This is a genomic window from Nostoc sp. 2RC, from assembly GCF_014222165.1.
Classification (GTDB): domain Bacteria; phylum Cyanobacteriota; class Cyanobacteriia; order Cyanobacteriales; family Nostocaceae; genus Nostoc; species Nostoc linckia.
This window is the reverse complement of the sequence record NZ_JACKZU010000059.1, coordinates 1-16,761: the sequence shown is the minus strand read 5'-3', so window position 1 is coordinate 16,761 and position 16,761 is coordinate 1. Positions and strand designations below refer to the sequence as shown.

Here is a 16,761-nt window from a genome sequence, read left to right as displayed (position 1 = left end):
CCAATGCCCAATGCCCAATGCCCAATGACTAAGGACAAATAACAAATGACAACCTTGCTGCAAAAGTCGCCTATCCATCGCACTGTATTAAACAATGGTATTGTCGTGCTAGTAGCAGAAAACCCGGCTGCGGACATTATTGCGGCGCGAATTTTTATACGTGCCGGCAGTTGTAATGAAAACCAAGAACAAGCAGGGTTGGCACATTTGCTATCAGCAGTGATGACTAAGGGATGCGATGGACTTTCTAGCTTGGAAATTGCTGAAAAAGTGGAGTCTGTGGGGGCGAGTTTAAGTGCAGATGCGACTTCTGATTATTTTTTGCTATCTTTCAAGACGGTAACATCGGATTTTCCTGAGATTTTAACTTTAGCGGGAAAGCTTTTGCGATCGCCTACTTTTCCTGAAGTTCAAGTGGAACTAGAACGGCGTTTAGCACTACAAGATATTCGTTCGCAAAAAGAGCAACCTTTTACTGTCGCCTTTGAACAATTGCGGCAGACAATGTACCAAAATCATCCCTACGCTATGTCGGTGTTAGGAGATGAAACAACCATGAGCCGCTTAACTCGTGCCAACTTAGTACAATATCATCAAACTTATTTCCGTCCTGATAATCTGGTAATTAGTATTGCTGGTCGAGTCACCTCCACAGAAGCAGTAGCATTAGTGACAGATATTTTTGGGGATTGGCAAGTTCCAGAAGTAGCGCTGCCAACACTCAATTTACCTGAAATTAAGGTGGAACCACAGGTAACCTTAAAGCCACAACAAACGCAACAATCAATTGTGATGCTTGGTTATATGGGCACATCTGTGAGTTCTCCTGACTATGCAGCGCTGAAGTTGCTGTGTACCTATTTAGGGAATGGACTTTCTAGTCGTTTGTTTGTCGAATTGCGGGAAAAACGAGGTTTAGCTTACGAGGTATCTGCTTTTTACTCTACTAGGCTATACCCAGCATCCTTTGTGGTTTATATGGGCACAGCACCGGAGAATACCACCACAGCCTTAGAAGGACTGCGTACAGAAGTAGATTTATTATCTATCACCGAAATTAGCCCAAGTGCCCTGCAAGCTGCTAAAAACAAGATTCTGGGACAGTACGCTTTGGGTAAACAAACCAACGGACAAATTGCTCAGATATACGGTTGGTATGAAATTTTGGGGTTAGGAATTGATTTTGACATCAAGTTTCAAGAACTGATTGCGGCTGTGGATGCCCAAGATGCCATTGCTGCTGCTTGCAAATATTTAAAACAACCTTATGTGTCATTAGTTGGCCAAGAAGCAGCAATTCATGAAGCGATCGCATAAGGTAGATGATGTGCATCAAGCGTAGCCCGTCTAGCTTGAAAACTTGCAGCGGAAGTTCCCTCTGGTTCAAACTTTTCAAGGCAGACATCGCTTTGTGCAACAGCTGTTTTTTACACCAAGCCGCTGTACCATTAGCATCAGAATTCTGGGAGTGAAAATTCCATGCAACACAGCCTGACAGCAAGTATTTTGAGTTACTTAAAATTACTAGATCCAACTGTAAATTGCTGTAATATGGAAAAACGGCAAAAGGGTTTGTGGACAAAGAGATCTAAGTCTTTATCAGCAACTCAAATACTCCTGTTCTCCACTACACCTCTGTTCATTGCTGCCTCTGCTTTAGTATCAATTGCAGCCCCGCAAACAATAGCCCAAGTAAACCCCGCAGATAGTATCAGCCGTCCCACGCTGAAAGTTGGTAGCCAAGGCGAACGCGTATCTGAACTTCAAGCAGCTTTGAGACTTTTGGGTTTTTACTCCGGGGAAATAGACGGTGTATATAGTGAAAATACAGCTAGTGCTGTTTCTCGATTTAAACAAGCAGCTGGCTTAAATCCAGATGGCATCGTTGATGCTACCACATGGCAAAGACTTTTTCCTAGAGAACCAATAGCAGCATCGACAGTTCCTACATCTGGGCAAAGATTTAACTCAGCGACAAATTTTCCCGTTCCAACTCAAACTACCAGCCTCACCAACGTTGCAAATCCCAATCCCAACCCACCGAGACGGGCTGTAACCCAAGTTCCCACCAACCCCAATCCACCAAAGAAAGCTGCAACACAAGCTAATACCAACCCCAAACCACCAAAGAAAGCTACAACACAAGCCAATACCAGTCCCAAACCACCAAAAAAAGCTACAACACAAAGTGCTACTAGTCCTGAACCAAGGCCTGCTACTCCAAGACAAGCTCAAAAAACACCGAATCGCACTACATCAACTACTCGAACCCAGCCAACTACACGTAGCGGACAAACCACCCGAACTCAGTCAATTACAAGTACAAAGCGCACCCCTGGTATTCAATACACCTCAGAAGGATTACCAATTTTGCGTCTCGGCTTACGTGGTTCGGAAGTAGTCAAATTACAACAACAACTGAAAAAGCTTGGTTACTTAAAAGGCGATGTCGATGGAGACTTTGGCGCGACAACTGAGGCTGCTGTCAAAGCTGTACAAAAGCGCTATGGTTTAGAACCTGATGGCGTAGCTGGTGGGGCTACTTGGGAAATTCTTTTGCGGCGTTAGGGAACTTGAAATCAAAATTATTCAACTTTGGGGATGAGGGAGTAAATTCTTCCTTATCCTTTTTATCTTCAGGACTTACGCCTGGCGTCCCTTTATCCCAGTGTCCTCTTCAATTAGGTACATCCTGGAATACGATAAAGATACTGGGATTAAAAGTATTTCTCGATGCCAGCAGGAGGCTATTCTCACTCTGACTCCTGTTAGTGTAGCGGGATTCTGAATTCTGACTCCTAACTTAGGGTTAATTGTTCTAAAAAAACTTATGCGACACTTTTTATTCACTTGGCTCGGTACGGCGGTGGCGCTGTTTATTACTGCTAATATCGTTCCGGGATTCTTTATCAAGAATTTTGTGGCTGCCTTGGTTGCTGCTATTGTTATTGGTTTAGTTAACGCGTTTATCAGACCTATTTTGCAGATTTTAACTTTTCCAATTACCTTGCTTACTTTTGGTTTATTTACATTAGTAATTAATGCCTTAACCCTCTGGTTAGCAAGTGCCCTAACTCCGGGTTCTGGATTTGAGATTCAGGGCTTTTTACCTGCTTTTTTTGGCTCAATTGTACTAGCAATTGTTTCTAGTATTATTAACTATTTTTTGAGAGTTGTCGAATAGAAAAATCACTAAAAAAAGCATCTTGGGCAACAGCTAGCGTTACAGCTCCTAGTTGCCCTTTTAATTGGAAAATTCGTTTGGGAACTAATAATTTAACCTGCAATTGTTCTGCATCAATAGAGAGAGAATTAGTAAATAAAAAGTTGAGTTGAGTGGCTGCAACAATGGCCGCTGCTTCTGCTACGCTGGGTATACCTACTTTTTGGTGAGTAATTTTACTAGGGTTGGGAACCAAGACACGGTGAAGAATTTCAGCAGAAAAAGTTTTTAGGGGCAAATTGTGTCGGTTGCAAAATTCCACTAAGCCGACTTCTGAGGCTTTAATATCAATGGTAGCAATACCCGCGATCGCACTTTGGCAAAGTTGATTTTCTTCAAATACTTTCTCAATTGCCAAATCAATTAATTGCCATGAAGTTCCCCGTTTGCAACCAATTCCTACCCATAAAATCTGCTGCATCTGGTAGATTCGCTAATTAAGTTTGTGTTTTTTACTCCAACAACCAACCAAATAAATCTCCCACCGTCAGTTTCAATTCACTTGCAAAATCTGGCACAGGAAGTAAAGCTTGTAGTTCATCCAACATCACTAGCTGTTGATTGCGTATATAGACGAATACCGTTTGTTCTTCTGGATCGATCAGCCAACCCATTTGTGTTTCATAATTCAGACAATGTAAAATATTTTTTGTAACTTTAGTTTGTCTTTGGTCGGGTGATAGAATCTCGATAGTCCAATCAGGAGCGCCCTGGAAAACGTTCGCAACTTGGCCATTTTCATCACGAGGAATTCTTTCCCAAATAAACACCGCTAAATCTGGAACAATCGATCTACCACCAAATGTACACCGCAGTTCTGGAAAAGCACGAGCAATTCGCTTTGGTTTCACGCTTAAGTTGATGGTACTAACCATTTCACCTTGAATTATACTGTGCTTTCCCTGTGCCATTGGTTTTTGAATTATTTGACCATCAATATATTCACTAGCGGGCTTGGTTTCTGGTAATGTCAAAAACTCTGCCAAAGTTATGTTTTTTAGTGGTGTCCGTACCATTTGGCAGCCTCCAATAAAATACTCTTTGATAAATACCAATTCTAAATTAAATAACCGCCCTTCGGGTTCAGCAGTGACGCTGCTGACTATGTTAATACCAAATTGATTAGTCTCGACACTGGCAATGGTAAAGTCAAAACAAGCGGAGGTTTTGATATGGCTCAAACTTTACCCAAACTATTGACTTTTGAAGAATTTATTGCATGGCTGCCGGAAAATTCCGGAAAACGCTACGAATTACACGATGGGATAATTGTAGAAATGTCTCAACCAAGCGGAAAGCATGAAAAAGTGACGGGATTTTTAGCAGGAGAAATTACCGTTGAATATAAGCGCTTGAAACTGCCATACTTTATTCCCAAAACAGCTTTAGTAAAACCACCAAGAAAATCATCGGGTTACTTGCCAGATATCGTATTAATCAACGATGCTAATTTGCAAAATGAGGAATTGTGGGAAAAAGAGTCTACCGTGACTCAAAGTGAATCGATTCCTTTGGTCATTGAAGTTGTAAGTACAAACTGGGAAGATGATTATTACACCAAATTAGGGAATTATGAAACCATCAAAATTCCTGAATATTGGATCGTTGATTATGCAGCTCTAGGAGCCAGAAAGTTTATTGGTAACCCCAAACAACCAACCATTTCTATTTATCATTTAGTTGATGAAGAATATCAAGTTGCTCAATTTAGAAATTTAGAACGTATTATATCCCCTACTTTTCCAGATTTAAACCTGACTGCTAATCAAATTTTCAATGGTGCTTTGTAGAGTATTTTTGAGCTACTCTTGAGGAAAATTGACATAACTCTCTTTTGTCACTATTTCAAAGCTGGTAATTGTTACTGCATAATTTATTTTCTTGATGGTTATTTAAGCTGAAAAATTATCTCTTACTCACCAAAAGTGGGAATAGGGAACAGAAAACTGTTGCCTGTTGCTTGTTCCCTATTCCCTATTTTGATAAGATTGACATATTACATCCTTTCTAATACCTGAATTCCCAACAAAGATAATCCTAACTTCAGGGTTCTAGCAGTCAAATCACACAAAATTAAGCGGGATGTTCGCTGTGGTTCCTGGGCATCCAGTACCCGAACACCTCGATCGCGGTCATAAAACTGATTGAATTTTTTACTCAGTTCATACAAATATTCGCATAAGCGATGGGGCAATAAATCTTGATCTAAAGTATTAATAACCTCATCGAGTTGAAGTAAATATTTTGCCAGTGCTAATTCAGTTTCATGCTCTAAGACTACACCATTATTTGCTAACTCCTTAAAGTTAATTTCACCCTTGCGGCTAATGCCTTGAATCCGGGCATAAGCATATAACATATAGGGCGCAGTATTACCTTTATCTGATAGCATTTTGTCGTAGCTAAAAATATAGTTACTAGTCCGGTTTTGACTAAGGTCAGCATACTTAACAGAACTAATGCCAGCTACTTTAGAAACATGAGCTTTAAACTCTTCAGTTTCATTACGACCTTCTTCTTGAATTTTTGCCTCTAGTAACTCCCGAAACCTCGCAACAGCTTCATCTAACAAATCTCGCAACCGTACAGTATCACCAGAACGAGTTTTGAATTTCTTACCATCTTCCCCAAGTACCAACCCAAAGGGTACATGCACTAATTCCACATCGTCGGGAATCCATCCGGCTTTGTTGGCTACCTGGAAAACCTGAGCAAAGTGGTTTGCTTGTCCAGCATCCGTTACATAAATTATTCGTTTGGCTTCATCCTGCTGAATCCGATAACGAAGGGATGCTAAATCTGTAGTGGCGTAGTTATAACCGCCATCTGATTTTTGCACAATTAAAGGTAGAGGTTCACCTTCCCTATTTGTAAAGCCTTCCAGAAAAACGCATTTTGCCCCCTGGTTTTCTACTAGTAATCCAGATTTTTCTAAATCTTCCACAATTCCTGGTAACAAGGGATTGTAGAAAGATTCGCCGCGTTCAATTAACTTGATATCCAACAAATCATAAATTACTTGAAACTCTTGCCGCGATTGTTCGCAGAGTAATTTCCAAGCATGGAGTGTATCTTGGGCACCTGCTTGTAATCTGACGACTTCTTGGCGTGCTGTTTCTTGAAAAGCTTCATCAGCATCAAACCGCTGCTTGGCTTGGCGGTAAAAAGTGACTAAATCGCCGATATCTAAAGCATTAGCAGTAGTTAGGGCTTGGGGGTAGACTTCCCGCAGATAGGCAATTAACATGCCAAATTGCGTACCCCAATCACCGATATGATTTAACCGCAGCACATCATGTCCTTGAAATTCGAGAACGCGAGCGATCGCATCACCGATGATTGTAGAACGTAAATGTCCGACATGCATATCTTTCGCAATATTCGGACTAGAAAAATCCACAATTTCCCGTTGTGGCGTTTTGGCAGTTGGAATTCCTAACCTGGAATCTGTTTGAATAGAGTCCAGTTGTGCTTCTAAGTATGCTGTTTTTAGTTTCAGATTGATAAATCCTGGCCCTGCAATTTCTGGTGGTTCGCAGATTTCTGATACATCTAATTTCTCAACTATGGCAGATGCGATTATTCTTGGTTGCTTTCCTAGCTTTTTACTCAGGGATAAAGCTACATTTGCCTGATAATCACCAAATTTAGGATTACTAGCAGGAACCAAAATTGGATCTATTCCAATAAACTCAGGGCCAAAAGCTCCGACTAAAGCCTGCTCAAGCTGAACTTTTAATTTTTCTTGTGTAGGGTTCATATATGAATTCTATCTGCGAGGGGGGTGATGTAGCTCTGGAAAAGCTTGATTATTTTAACCTTAAAATATATTCATCAAGTCCAAGCAAAGACAGGTCGTTGACTGTTGACTGTGAACCGTCAACGATGAGCCAGAGCGCACAACAGGGGGTTCTCCCCATGATTAACCGGCGTTAGCGACTGTGCATCACCCTCAAGAGTCAACAGTTAAGGTAATTCTAAGAAATAAATTAGGCAAGATGCCTACCCCACAGGAGTTCAATGGGATATTTTTTTTTGCAAGTCCCTAACAGTCTTCTATAAAATTTTTTCCCTAAAAACCCTTCAATATAAATATATAAGGCACTTCAGTACTTAAAACTAAGATTAAACTTCTAAATTACTCAGATTTCCTTGATTTGATGGACTGCTACGTTTCTCAACGTAAGTACGGAGATAAATTTTGTTTGTATAGTTGCGAATTACATCGCCCAAGGCTGAACTAGATGCGTATGACGCTCCTACTCTACCTATGTACTTCGTTTCAATAAAAATATCTAGAGATTTAGGTTTTAAGCTTTGACTCTATTATTTCTACATCTGGTTTTCATAAAACATATAAATTTATTATCAAATTTTCATCATTTCTCAGTTTAAACCCTCAGTGCTAATAACAGTGTATTACTAAATCAAGAATAGTATTTTTTCAGTAAAAATACTTTAAATGAAGAGCTATTTGAATATAGGAACAAAGCGCAAAAATAAGATTGACTTTCAAGAATCATAGCTGTTAGAAGTAAGAGACAACATAAGAGAGATAGCTGCTCTAAAGAGCATTATCTAAATTGTTTTCCCTACTTAATGACTCTGTTATGAAACGTACTTTATTCACAGCTTTCGTTGCCGCTACAGCTACCTTGACTGGATTAGTATCCAAAGTAGAAACAGCCTCTGCTTCTGGTTTTACTTGGAATGATTCTTGGAGTCAACCAACAGTACTTAATAAGTCTCAAACTGGGTTTAATGACGCTCCTTTCCAACAATTTGTTCAAGCAGAAGGCATTGAAATTCCAAACAGCGGTCAGTTTAAATTAGACCCCACTAAATTAAATCTAAAATACGACCATGATGTTTCTGTTTATTTCATCAATGAAGGTGCTGGTTATAGAAACCAGTTAGCCTTCGATGCCGCAGGAACTACTAATAAATCTGGGCTAGTTTTTAACGATATTTCTTGTGAAGGAGACGGTTGTGTTGGTGGTTGGGGTGGTAATGCACTCAAACTGGGTGATGGGGTAAATCTTGGTACTTTTACCGCAGGTACTCAACTGGATTTCTGGTTAAGAGCTGATGGTCTCAACCGTGGTAGCTCTGCTAATATCTTTGGTACAGACACTGCTTCTAATGCTGACGGACTACAGCACGCAGTTGCTTATGCATACAACAACTACATTATTCTGGCATTCGAGGATTTATACGGTGGTTTATACGCTTCTGGGATAGATTCTGCAACTGGTAAGTGGAACGAAAGCTCCGATCGTGACTTTAATGATGTAATCGTTGTTCTTGATGTCGGTGAGGCCAATGTTAAAGGCTTAATCGGTGCTACGGTTCCAGAACCATCTGTTACTTTGTCAATGTTTGCCGTGGGAGCAGTTAGCATGTTTGGATTACGTCGTCGCCGTAAAACCCGTACAATCTAACTAATTTTGCAACGTTGTTTATTTTAGGTGCTTTTACTTTTCTTGGACAATAACGACCGATCGCTAGCATCTTCACCCGTATATCTACTATACGGGTGAATTTATGTGTATGGTAGTATTTGTGTTTTACATACCACGATCGCGTTCTAAATCCTCAATGACTTTTTGCAAATACCATTCCTCTGACATTCCAGGATAATAATCCTGCTTTTGTTCAATTAAGCGTTCGGCGATTTCCCAATATCCCCCCACCATTCGCAAAAGTCGCTGGCGTAGCAGGTTATAATTTTGTTTTTTAAACTGTGGACTAAACTTTTGAATTTTTTCTAGGCTGCTTAAGACTTGTTGATAATTTCCCCAGTCTTCTTGTTCGCAAAAAATACTCGCGGCGTGTTGATAATTGTCCACAGCATTTTGCATTTCTTCGATGCAAGAATAGGCAATGCCGCGATTGTAATAAGCTTGAGCATCATGAGGATTGATTTGCAGTGCTTGGGTGTAATCTTGAATTGCACCGAGATAGTTGCCCATTGCCCGGTAGGCATTACCTCTGGCAATATACACTAAGGCATCTTCTGGTTGTAGCTGGAGTGCTTGATTCAGGTCTGCGATCGCTCCAGTATGATCTCCTAATATAGAACGAGCTTTGCCTCGATTGCGATAGACAATGGCATCCTGAAAATTTAGTCGCAATGCTTGATTAAAATCTGCGATCGCTTCTCGATAATTGCCCATTTTACAGCGGACAACACCACGACAGCAGTAAGCTTGGGCATCTTGCGGATCGGCTTGCAATACCCAGTTTAAATCTGCTAGTGCTTCTTGGGTATCTCCTTTTTCAGCCTTTTCTAATAATTGCGTGAAATATTCTTTTGTCGATAAAATCGGCGCATTTACAGAATGCGATGGCTGTACAGCAGGTAATTCTTGGGGTTGTAGCTGTTTAATTTGTTCTAAGCACAGGCGACAATTTTCTTTGTCTTGCTGCTCTAGATATAATGTAGCAGCTTTTTTAAAGTTAGCGATGGCATCTCGAATATAACCCTGTTTGCGGCGCACCATTCCCCGCAGTTGATAAGCAGCAGCATATTTGAGATTGAAACGAATAGCGCGTTCAACGTCTTCCAATGCTCCCGGCAAATTTTTGAGTGCTAATCTTGCCAATGCACGACAATAATATGCATCTACACTCTCAGGATTAAGTTTCAGAGCCTCAGTATAATCTGAAACAGCTTTGAGGAATGCTCCTGAGTCATAGTATGCCAAACCACGTTGCAAATAAGCTTCAATAAAATAAGGTGTTAATTGTAAAGCCTGGTTAAATTCCTCAATTGCTCCGGCGTAGTCTTTTCGCTTAGCTTTGGACAATCCTCTATTGTAATATTCCTTATTCATGGCATTTATTTACTTGATTGAGTTAGCAAAATTCGAGCAGGGTTGCTTAGTAGCCTCACTTATAGAGTTACTCTTGATATTGTAATTATTCAGCGTAACTTTGCTTGATTTCGTATTTTTAGCTGAATCTGCTGAATTACATCATAATTTGGTATTCTTCAGTTAAAATTGGCAATAAAAACACGTTTAATACCTTGGTTGTCAACAAATTCTTGTCTAATTGATTAAGTTGTAATCTACTTTATATCCAATATATTTATTTTCTAAAATCTACCTCCAGGTAATTTTTAATTAGCAGGTATTAGCACTAAGCTGACAAAGTAATGCAGAATATTTATACGCTTATACCATATGGTAGATATCTATATTATTGACCTATTTGTAATTGGTCTACTTTTATTAATAGTTACATTGGGTTCTGGTTGGATTTCTCGATTACCTCTTTCTTTTGCGATTATCTATTTACTTGTTGGTGTTTTCTTAGGCCCTTACGGCTTTGGGCTGATTCAACTACGTCAAGAAGAAGTCTTTAATGCTGAATTACTAAAAAAAATCACAGAAATCGTAGTAATTATTTCTGTGTTTAGCTGCGGTTTAAGAATTGTTCGTCCTCTGAAGCTAGAAATTTGGGGAATTACAGCTCGATTAATTGGATTGTTAATGCCAATTTCAATTTTTACCTTAGCTGCTGTGGGTAAATTATTTTTAGGAATGAGTTGGGGAGAAGCAATTTTATTAGGAGCAATTCTCGCCCCAACCGATCCAGTGTTAGCCTCGGAAGTTCAATTGACTGATGTCAAAGATAAAGATGAGTTACGCTTTGGTTTAACTTCTGAAGGTGGTTTAAATGATGCTTTAGCTTTTCCATTTGTTTATTTTGGAATTTATGCTCTCAAAAATGAACCCTGGGAAAACTGGTTTAAACACTGGATTTTAGTTGATGTAATTTGGGCTATTGCTGCCGGTATTGTCATGGGATTTGTTGTGGCCAAAGCAGTAGTTTGGTTAGATCAAAAAATTCAAAAACGTCGTCAAGTCGATGAATTGATGGAAGATTTCGTGGCGATCGCTATAATTTTGTTAACTTATTCGTTAACAGAAATTGTCAATGGGTATGGATTTTTGGCTGTATTTGTTGCTGGATTAGTAGTTCAACGGAGTTATCTAAACCCTGATAAACCACTAAACCAATTAGAATTTATCGAGCGCATGGAAAAGCTCTTAGAAGTTGGGACAATTTTAATATTGGGGTCGATTTTATTAGTCAAGCCCATGTTAAATTATGCCGCTCAATCTTTGTTAGTCATATTTTTGTTGTTTGTCATCATCCGACCTTTAGGAGTCTGGATTAGTACAATCGGAAAACGTCCTCTATATTCTCACCGCCGTACTTTGAACCCAGAAACGCGCTTATTATTCGGTTGGTTTGGGATTCGTGGTGTTGGTTCTTTATATTATCTTGCTTATGCTTTTGGGAAAGGCTTAGAAGGCGAAGTGGCAGAACAAATTTCCTGGATAACTTACACTACGATTGTAATTTCTGTAATTGTACATGGCATTAGTGCAACTCCTTTGATGCAGTGGTATGAAAAACGAATTGCCAAGTACGCAAAGCCTACTCCTCCTGACACAATTGATGAATTTGAGTAACAATAAATGATTTGTTAACTGTTGACTGATGACTGTTACCGTCAACAGTCATCAGTATTAATATGAAACGCTATTGCCTGTGACTTTTTCAACAGCTTTCTCTAGTAAATTAGGCTCAGAATTTTTTTCAGCCTTCAAATTCCTTTCGTAAGCTTTCTCTAAAGTTTGCAGATTTTGAGAATCTTTTACCGCTTGTTCGTAAGCTTCTTGTCGTGCTTCTTCTTGAACGCCTACGCCTGGATCGTATTCGTTGGCACGATTAATTTTTTCTTCTGGAGTTGGTTTATACTCTGGAGGTACTAGCTTTAATTCTTCAAGAGTAGTTGCATAACTAGCTTGCTGAATAAAAAGGAACGAAGCAGATAAGCTAATAAACATTATTAAGCTAACAATTAACAAGCTGCCTAGAGCTTTCTTGCAGGTTAATAAAATTTTTGACACGGAAAAACTCTCCTAATTTAGTGATTTTTTGCTTTGAGCCTTTGTTATTTTTGTATAAATAGACTCATTGTTTGAGGCTCAAAGGCATCCTAATTGTTTAAGTTAAGTTTTCCTTCTACCGTAAGGTATATTAATTTTTGTTATAACCAGTTGTGATGAATTTTAATTCCTCGGCTTTCCATAGAATATTCAAATAAATCTGTTGGTAATGCTTCTTCTACAGGATAAACACCTGGTTTTTTGAGTTTGCGTTCTAATAATAATTGGGCAATACTACCAGTGCCACAACCAGATGCAATTGCTGTATTTTCATGCACTAGATTTGAGCAATAAACGGCTGTTTTACCATTTTTTTGCCCTGTTACTTCTGAACGAACTGCCACGCCAATTCCAGTAAAATTATCAGTGAAATCTGTCATTGAATGACTCACATAAGAGAGAAATTCAATTGCGTAACGCCGCTGCATTAACCATTTGGGAAAAATATGTGCTGCAATCCAAGTTAGGTGATTATAAAAATCGGGTACAGAACCAAATTTAGTAATTACAGTTTTCACTGAGGGAAATGCATGAGGTAGTGTAAAGGTTTCTGGCATATCAAACCAGTAAACTCCACTGTCTTTATAGGGAGAGGGAAATTCAACTATTTCTCGTTCGCTGTAAGGCTTGACTATTTCCCATTTTCCATTTATCCAAGCTGCAAAAGGATGTTGCAATCCTAGAAAAGTTGTTCGCATCACTGTAATACCAGCACCGCCAGAACCAGAAACTAAATAACTTAAATGGATCTTTTCTGGTTTATCAAATTGTTCCACATCCTGACGTACCATGCTATTAGAAATACCGGGAAAAATTCCGGTATTAATAATTGCCGTAACTCCAGCAGCAGCAGCTTGTTCGTGATAATTCAGAGCTTTACTAGTATAAGAACGATGGTCGCTAACATCTAGATAGTTAACGCCTTGAGCAATACAAGTTTCTAAAACATTAGTATCTCTATAATGAAATGGCCCAGCACAGTGGATGACTAAATTAGAATTGGCGATCGCTTCTCTTAATTTATCAGTTTCTTGTAAGTCTAATACTAAAAACTCTACTTGCCCTTTTGAAGATGAGCTAACACTTTTTCCAGTTTGGGCAGAACGTCCAGTAATTGTAATTTGTGCCTGTGTGTAGTTAGCTAAATCTTGAGCAACACTGCTGCCAATGCGCCCCCGTCCGCCAAGGATTAAAACTTTATCTGTCATTACTCCAGTATTAGCAACGCCAACTTTATTTCATCAGTTTTTTGTCTTCTTTGTCATCAGTTATAAGTGTGATTTATATTATTTAATGAAATTCTTCCTACAGATATGTTGTAGGGGCGCACCGCTATGCACCCCCACTATAGGTTTCTACATTTGCGCTTCAATTTGCCTGACCACAGTTAGCGCAGAATAACTTACCCCAGCAGTACCTTCGCCGGGATGGGTGGAGTCACCCACTAACCACAGATGTTCGATTGGTGTACGATTGGCAAAACCAAAGGGGCCAAAGGTGGGGATTCTTTGACCGATACCGCCAACGATACCGTGATGGCGTCCTGTGTAATGTGCAAAGCTGCGCGGTGTTGCAGCTTCCAGATGGATAATGGTTTCTGGTTTGAGATAAAAGTATTGGGCAAGACGAGCGATGGCTTGTTGGGTATACTTTTGTTTTAATGTTGGATAATCTTGAGTTTGCCACCAAGGTGTAGGATCGACGAATGAGGAAGCGATAATTGTTGCTTTCCCCTCTGGGGCGCGACCATCTCCAGGATGACTGACGGAAACGAATAAGGAATTATTTTCGCCAATGGGGCCATTGGCATCATACATAAATTGTAGATGGGGCGGACATTCCCAGGGGATAGCACTGGCGTCTACACCCAAATAAACCACAAACGCGCCGGACGCTTGGGGTAGTTTTTCCACTCTGTTTTGATAACCAGATGGCGCTTTTTCTCCTAATAACTGCACCAAGTTTTGTACGGTGACGTTGCTAACTACATGGTCTGCGGCTTCTGTCCACACTTGACCGGTTTTCTGATTTCTAATGACTACAGCATTGGCTTTGCCGTTTTCTACTTTGATTTGTTCTACTGTGTGGCGCATCAACAATTTGCCACCATCTCGTTCTAAGGATTCTACCAGGCGATCGCTTAATACTTGCATACTACCTTGGAGATGAAACAATCCCTGGGGCAGTTGCGATACACTCAAGGCTGTGGCGGCGTAAAGTAATGCTGTTTCCTCTGCATTCACTTGGGAATACAACTTCAGTTGCAAATCTAAAAATGTTCTCAATCTTCGGTCATGTCCCAACCCACATAATCGTAAAGCATCCCCCACCGTCAAGAAAGTGAAAGGCACAGTAATTAATGTACTGGGACGTAGTGCTTGCGTTAACTGCCACAAATCCCATAAATTACGGGGTGGTAGCACTGGGTCGCGCCCTTGAAATTCCCAACTAGCATTAAATAAAGTTGCCATCAATTGCCAGAACGGTTCGCTACCAGGAAACTGCCTTTGCCGTTCCTCTCGCCATTTTTCTGGGTCGCGCCAAACATTAATCGGCGTACTTTCTCCAGGTAAATACACCGCACAAGCAGGATCGCATGGCGTTGCTGCTGGTAAATCTATTTCTAATTCTGAGAAAATTCGATGGTGAATTCCCCCTGGTTCCAAGCCTGCAACTTGGGTTGCGCCTACGTCAAAGGTAAATCCTTGGCGTTTAAATGTAGATGCACACCCTCCCGGTACAATGGCTTGATCTAAGATTAAAACGCTGTAACCTCTATGGGCTAATAATGCCCCTGCTGTCAGTCCACCGATTCCCGCACCAATGACGACGACACGAGATTGAGTTTTATCTACAGAAATCCTGGACATTGATACTTAATTTTTATAATTCTTAACATTCTTACTCATAATTTTACAGCGTGATTGATTAAATTTAGTGCTTTATCGCATTAATTTTGAAGGTTAAGAGAACGAACCGCAAAGGACGCAAAGAGCACAAAGGAAGAATAAATTAAGTAGATGAATTAACTTTTTAATTTCTGTTTTTCTTACTCTTTGTTTGCGTACTTTGCGTTAGCCTGCGTCAAGCCGCTGGGGGTCTACGTTTACACTCTCAGAACTAATGGAACAGACTAGTAGTAGATAAGATAAAAGAGTAACGTAGCTTCCCCACTGAAGTAAGTAGCAATGACCTCAACCCTGGACAAATTTCCTCGTTTAAATGCTCCAAACCTGCATAAATTACCGAATGGCTTGACAATTGTAGCCGAGCAGATGCCAGTTGAAGCCGTGAACCTCAGCTTGTGGATAAAAGTTGGCTCATCTGCCGAATCTGACGCCATTAACGGTATGGCTCATTTCTTAGAGCATATGATTTTTAAAGGAACAGAACGACTGGCTAGCGGTGAATTTGAACGTCGAATTGAAGAACGGGGTGCTGTCACCAATGCCGCTACTAGCCAAGACTATACTCATTACTATATAACCACTGCTCCGAAAGATTTTGCTGAGCTTGCGCCATTACAAATTGATGTAGTAACTAATGCCAGTATTCCCGATGATGCCTTTGAACGGGAACGATTAGTAGTTTTAGAAGAAATTAGACGTTCAGAAGATAATCCCCGCCGCCGCACTTATCGACGCGCAATGGAAACAGCGTTTGATAAGTTACCCTATCGGCGTGCGGTTTTGGGGCCAGAGGAAGTCATTGCTGGACTAAAACCCCAGCAAATGCGAGATTTTCATGCTACTTGGTATCAACCCCAATCAATTACTGCTGTGGCTGTGGGCAATTTGCCTGTGGAAGAATTAATTGCAACTGTTAGCGAATCATTTACACAAGTTCTAAAAACTCCCCACTCCCCACTCCCCACTCCCTACTTTCCACTCCCTACTGAATCAGCATTTACAGAAATAGTCCGTCGCGAATTCATTGATGAAACTCTGCAACAAGCGAGATTAGTAATGCTGTGGCGAGTTCCGGGAATGGTTGAACTGGAACAAACTTATGGACTTGATGTTTTAGCAGCAATATTGGGACATGGGCGGACATCAAGACTGGTGCAAGATTTAAAAGAAGAACGGAAATTAGTTTCTTCAATTTCAGCCAGCAACATTAGCCATGAGTTCCAAGGTACATTTTATATTTCAGCTAAATGTGCAGTGGAAAATTTAGCGGAAGTAGAAAATGCCATCGCCCAACACATTCGCAGTCTACATACAGAGTTAGTGAAAGAATCAGAAATTGCCCGCGTGCGGCGACGAGTAGCCAACAGATTTATCTTTGGTAACGAAACACCAAGCGATCGCGCCGGGTTATATGGCTATTATCAATCATTGGTGGGAGATTTGGAACCTGCATTTAACTACCCAGCTAAAATTGAGAATCAAGATGCCATTGAGTTAATGCAAGCAGCCAAAGAATATCTTTCTTTCGATGCTTATGGTGTAGTCATTCTCAAGCCATAAGTATTTGAATTTTTTAGGGATGGGGCATGGGGCTTTCTAGGAAGTGTGGGAGGTATGGGAGGTTTGGGAGGAAGGAGGGGGAAGCATAAATTCTCTTTCCCCC

14 protein-coding genes are annotated in these 16,761 nt (G+C 40.3%); 7 read left to right on the top strand and 7 right to left on the bottom strand.

Annotated features, from left to right (window positions below):
* Positions 1-45 precede the first annotated feature (45 nt).
* The 3 genes from GNE10_RS09640 (at position 46) to GNE10_RS09630 (ending at position 3,184) form a co-directional block, all read left to right on the top strand.
* Positions 46-1,317, top strand: a complete 1,272-nt coding sequence (locus GNE10_RS09640; protein ID WP_185564964.1) for a pitrilysin family protein — start codon at positions 46-48, stop codon at positions 1,315-1,317.
* Positions 1,318-1,479: 162 nt separating this feature from the next.
* Positions 1,480-2,568 carry a peptidoglycan-binding protein gene (locus GNE10_RS09635; protein WP_185564962.1) on the top strand — a complete coding sequence of 363 codons (1,089 nt, stop codon included), beginning with the start codon at positions 1,480-1,482 and terminating at the stop codon, positions 2,566-2,568.
* 262 nt (positions 2,569-2,830) lie between these two features.
* Positions 2,831-3,184, top strand: a complete 354-nt coding sequence (locus tag GNE10_RS09630) for a phage holin family protein (protein WP_099069899.1) — start codon at positions 2,831-2,833, stop codon at positions 3,182-3,184.
* On the opposite strand, the gene GNE10_RS09625 is transcribed toward GNE10_RS09630, so the two are convergent.
* Positions 3,156-3,644: a cobalamin biosynthesis protein gene (locus tag GNE10_RS09625; protein WP_185564960.1), complete on the bottom strand. Its 489-nt coding sequence runs from the start codon at positions 3,642-3,644 to the stop codon at positions 3,156-3,158. The genes GNE10_RS09630 and GNE10_RS09625 overlap by 29 nt on opposite strands.
* A 31-nt stretch (positions 3,645-3,675) precedes the next feature.
* Positions 3,676-4,239, bottom strand: a complete 564-nt coding sequence (locus GNE10_RS09620) for a Uma2 family endonuclease (RefSeq protein WP_185564973.1) — start codon at positions 4,237-4,239, stop codon at positions 3,676-3,678.
* A 156-nt stretch (positions 4,240-4,395) separates the two neighbouring features.
* Here GNE10_RS09620 and GNE10_RS09615 point away from each other — a divergent pair, with 156 nt between their 5' ends.
* On the top strand, positions 4,396-5,013 hold the full coding sequence (locus GNE10_RS09615; RefSeq protein ID WP_185564959.1) for a Uma2 family endonuclease: 618 nt from the start codon (positions 4,396-4,398) through the stop codon (positions 5,011-5,013).
* A gap of 206 nt (positions 5,014-5,219) precedes the next feature.
* Here GNE10_RS09615 and argS read toward each other — a convergent pair whose 3' ends face one another.
* Positions 5,220-6,983 carry an arginine--tRNA ligase gene (gene argS, locus GNE10_RS09610; RefSeq protein ID WP_185564957.1) on the bottom strand — a complete coding sequence of 588 codons (1,764 nt, stop codon included), beginning with the start codon at positions 6,981-6,983 and terminating at the stop codon, positions 5,220-5,222.
* Positions 6,984-7,833: 850 nt separating this feature from the next.
* Here argS and GNE10_RS09605 point away from each other — a divergent pair.
* A complete protein-coding gene (locus GNE10_RS09605) occupies positions 7,834-8,664 on the top strand; it encodes a DUF4114 domain-containing protein (RefSeq protein ID WP_185564956.1) in 831 nt (276 codons plus the stop codon).
* A gap of 126 nt (positions 8,665-8,790) precedes the next feature.
* Here GNE10_RS09605 and GNE10_RS09600 read toward each other — a convergent pair whose 3' ends face one another.
* Positions 8,791-10,059: a tetratricopeptide repeat protein gene (locus GNE10_RS09600; protein WP_185564954.1), complete on the bottom strand. Its 1,269-nt coding sequence runs from the start codon at positions 10,057-10,059 to the stop codon at positions 8,791-8,793.
* A 351-nt stretch (positions 10,060-10,410) separates the two neighbouring features.
* Here GNE10_RS09600 and GNE10_RS09595 point away from each other — a divergent pair, with 351 nt between their 5' ends.
* Positions 10,411-11,709 carry a sodium:proton antiporter gene (locus tag GNE10_RS09595; RefSeq protein ID WP_185564952.1) on the top strand — a complete coding sequence of 433 codons (1,299 nt, stop codon included), beginning with the start codon at positions 10,411-10,413 and terminating at the stop codon, positions 11,707-11,709.
* 57 nt (positions 11,710-11,766) lie between these two features.
* Here the strand turns inward: GNE10_RS09595 and GNE10_RS09590 are convergent, their stop codons facing one another.
* The 3 genes from GNE10_RS09590 to crtD form a co-directional block, all read right to left on the bottom strand.
* On the bottom strand, positions 11,767-12,150 hold the full coding sequence (locus tag GNE10_RS09590) for a hypothetical protein (protein ID WP_099069906.1): 384 nt from the start codon (positions 12,148-12,150) through the stop codon (positions 11,767-11,769).
* A 140-nt stretch (positions 12,151-12,290) separates the two neighbouring features.
* Complete coding sequence (locus GNE10_RS09585) at positions 12,291-13,397, bottom strand: saccharopine dehydrogenase family protein (protein ID WP_185564950.1); 1,107 nt, start codon at positions 13,395-13,397, stop codon at positions 12,291-12,293.
* Positions 13,398-13,544: 147 nt separating this feature from the next.
* Entirely contained in the window at positions 13,545-15,059 is a 1,515-nt protein-coding gene (gene crtD, locus GNE10_RS09580) for a C-3',4' desaturase CrtD (protein ID WP_185564948.1), read from the bottom strand.
* Positions 15,060-15,377: 318 nt separating this feature from the next.
* On the opposite strand from crtD, the gene GNE10_RS09575 reads away from it, so the two are divergent.
* Positions 15,378-16,658, top strand: a complete 1,281-nt coding sequence (locus tag GNE10_RS09575; RefSeq protein ID WP_185564947.1) for a pitrilysin family protein — start codon at positions 15,378-15,380, stop codon at positions 16,656-16,658.
* Positions 16,659-16,761 lie beyond the last annotated feature (103 nt).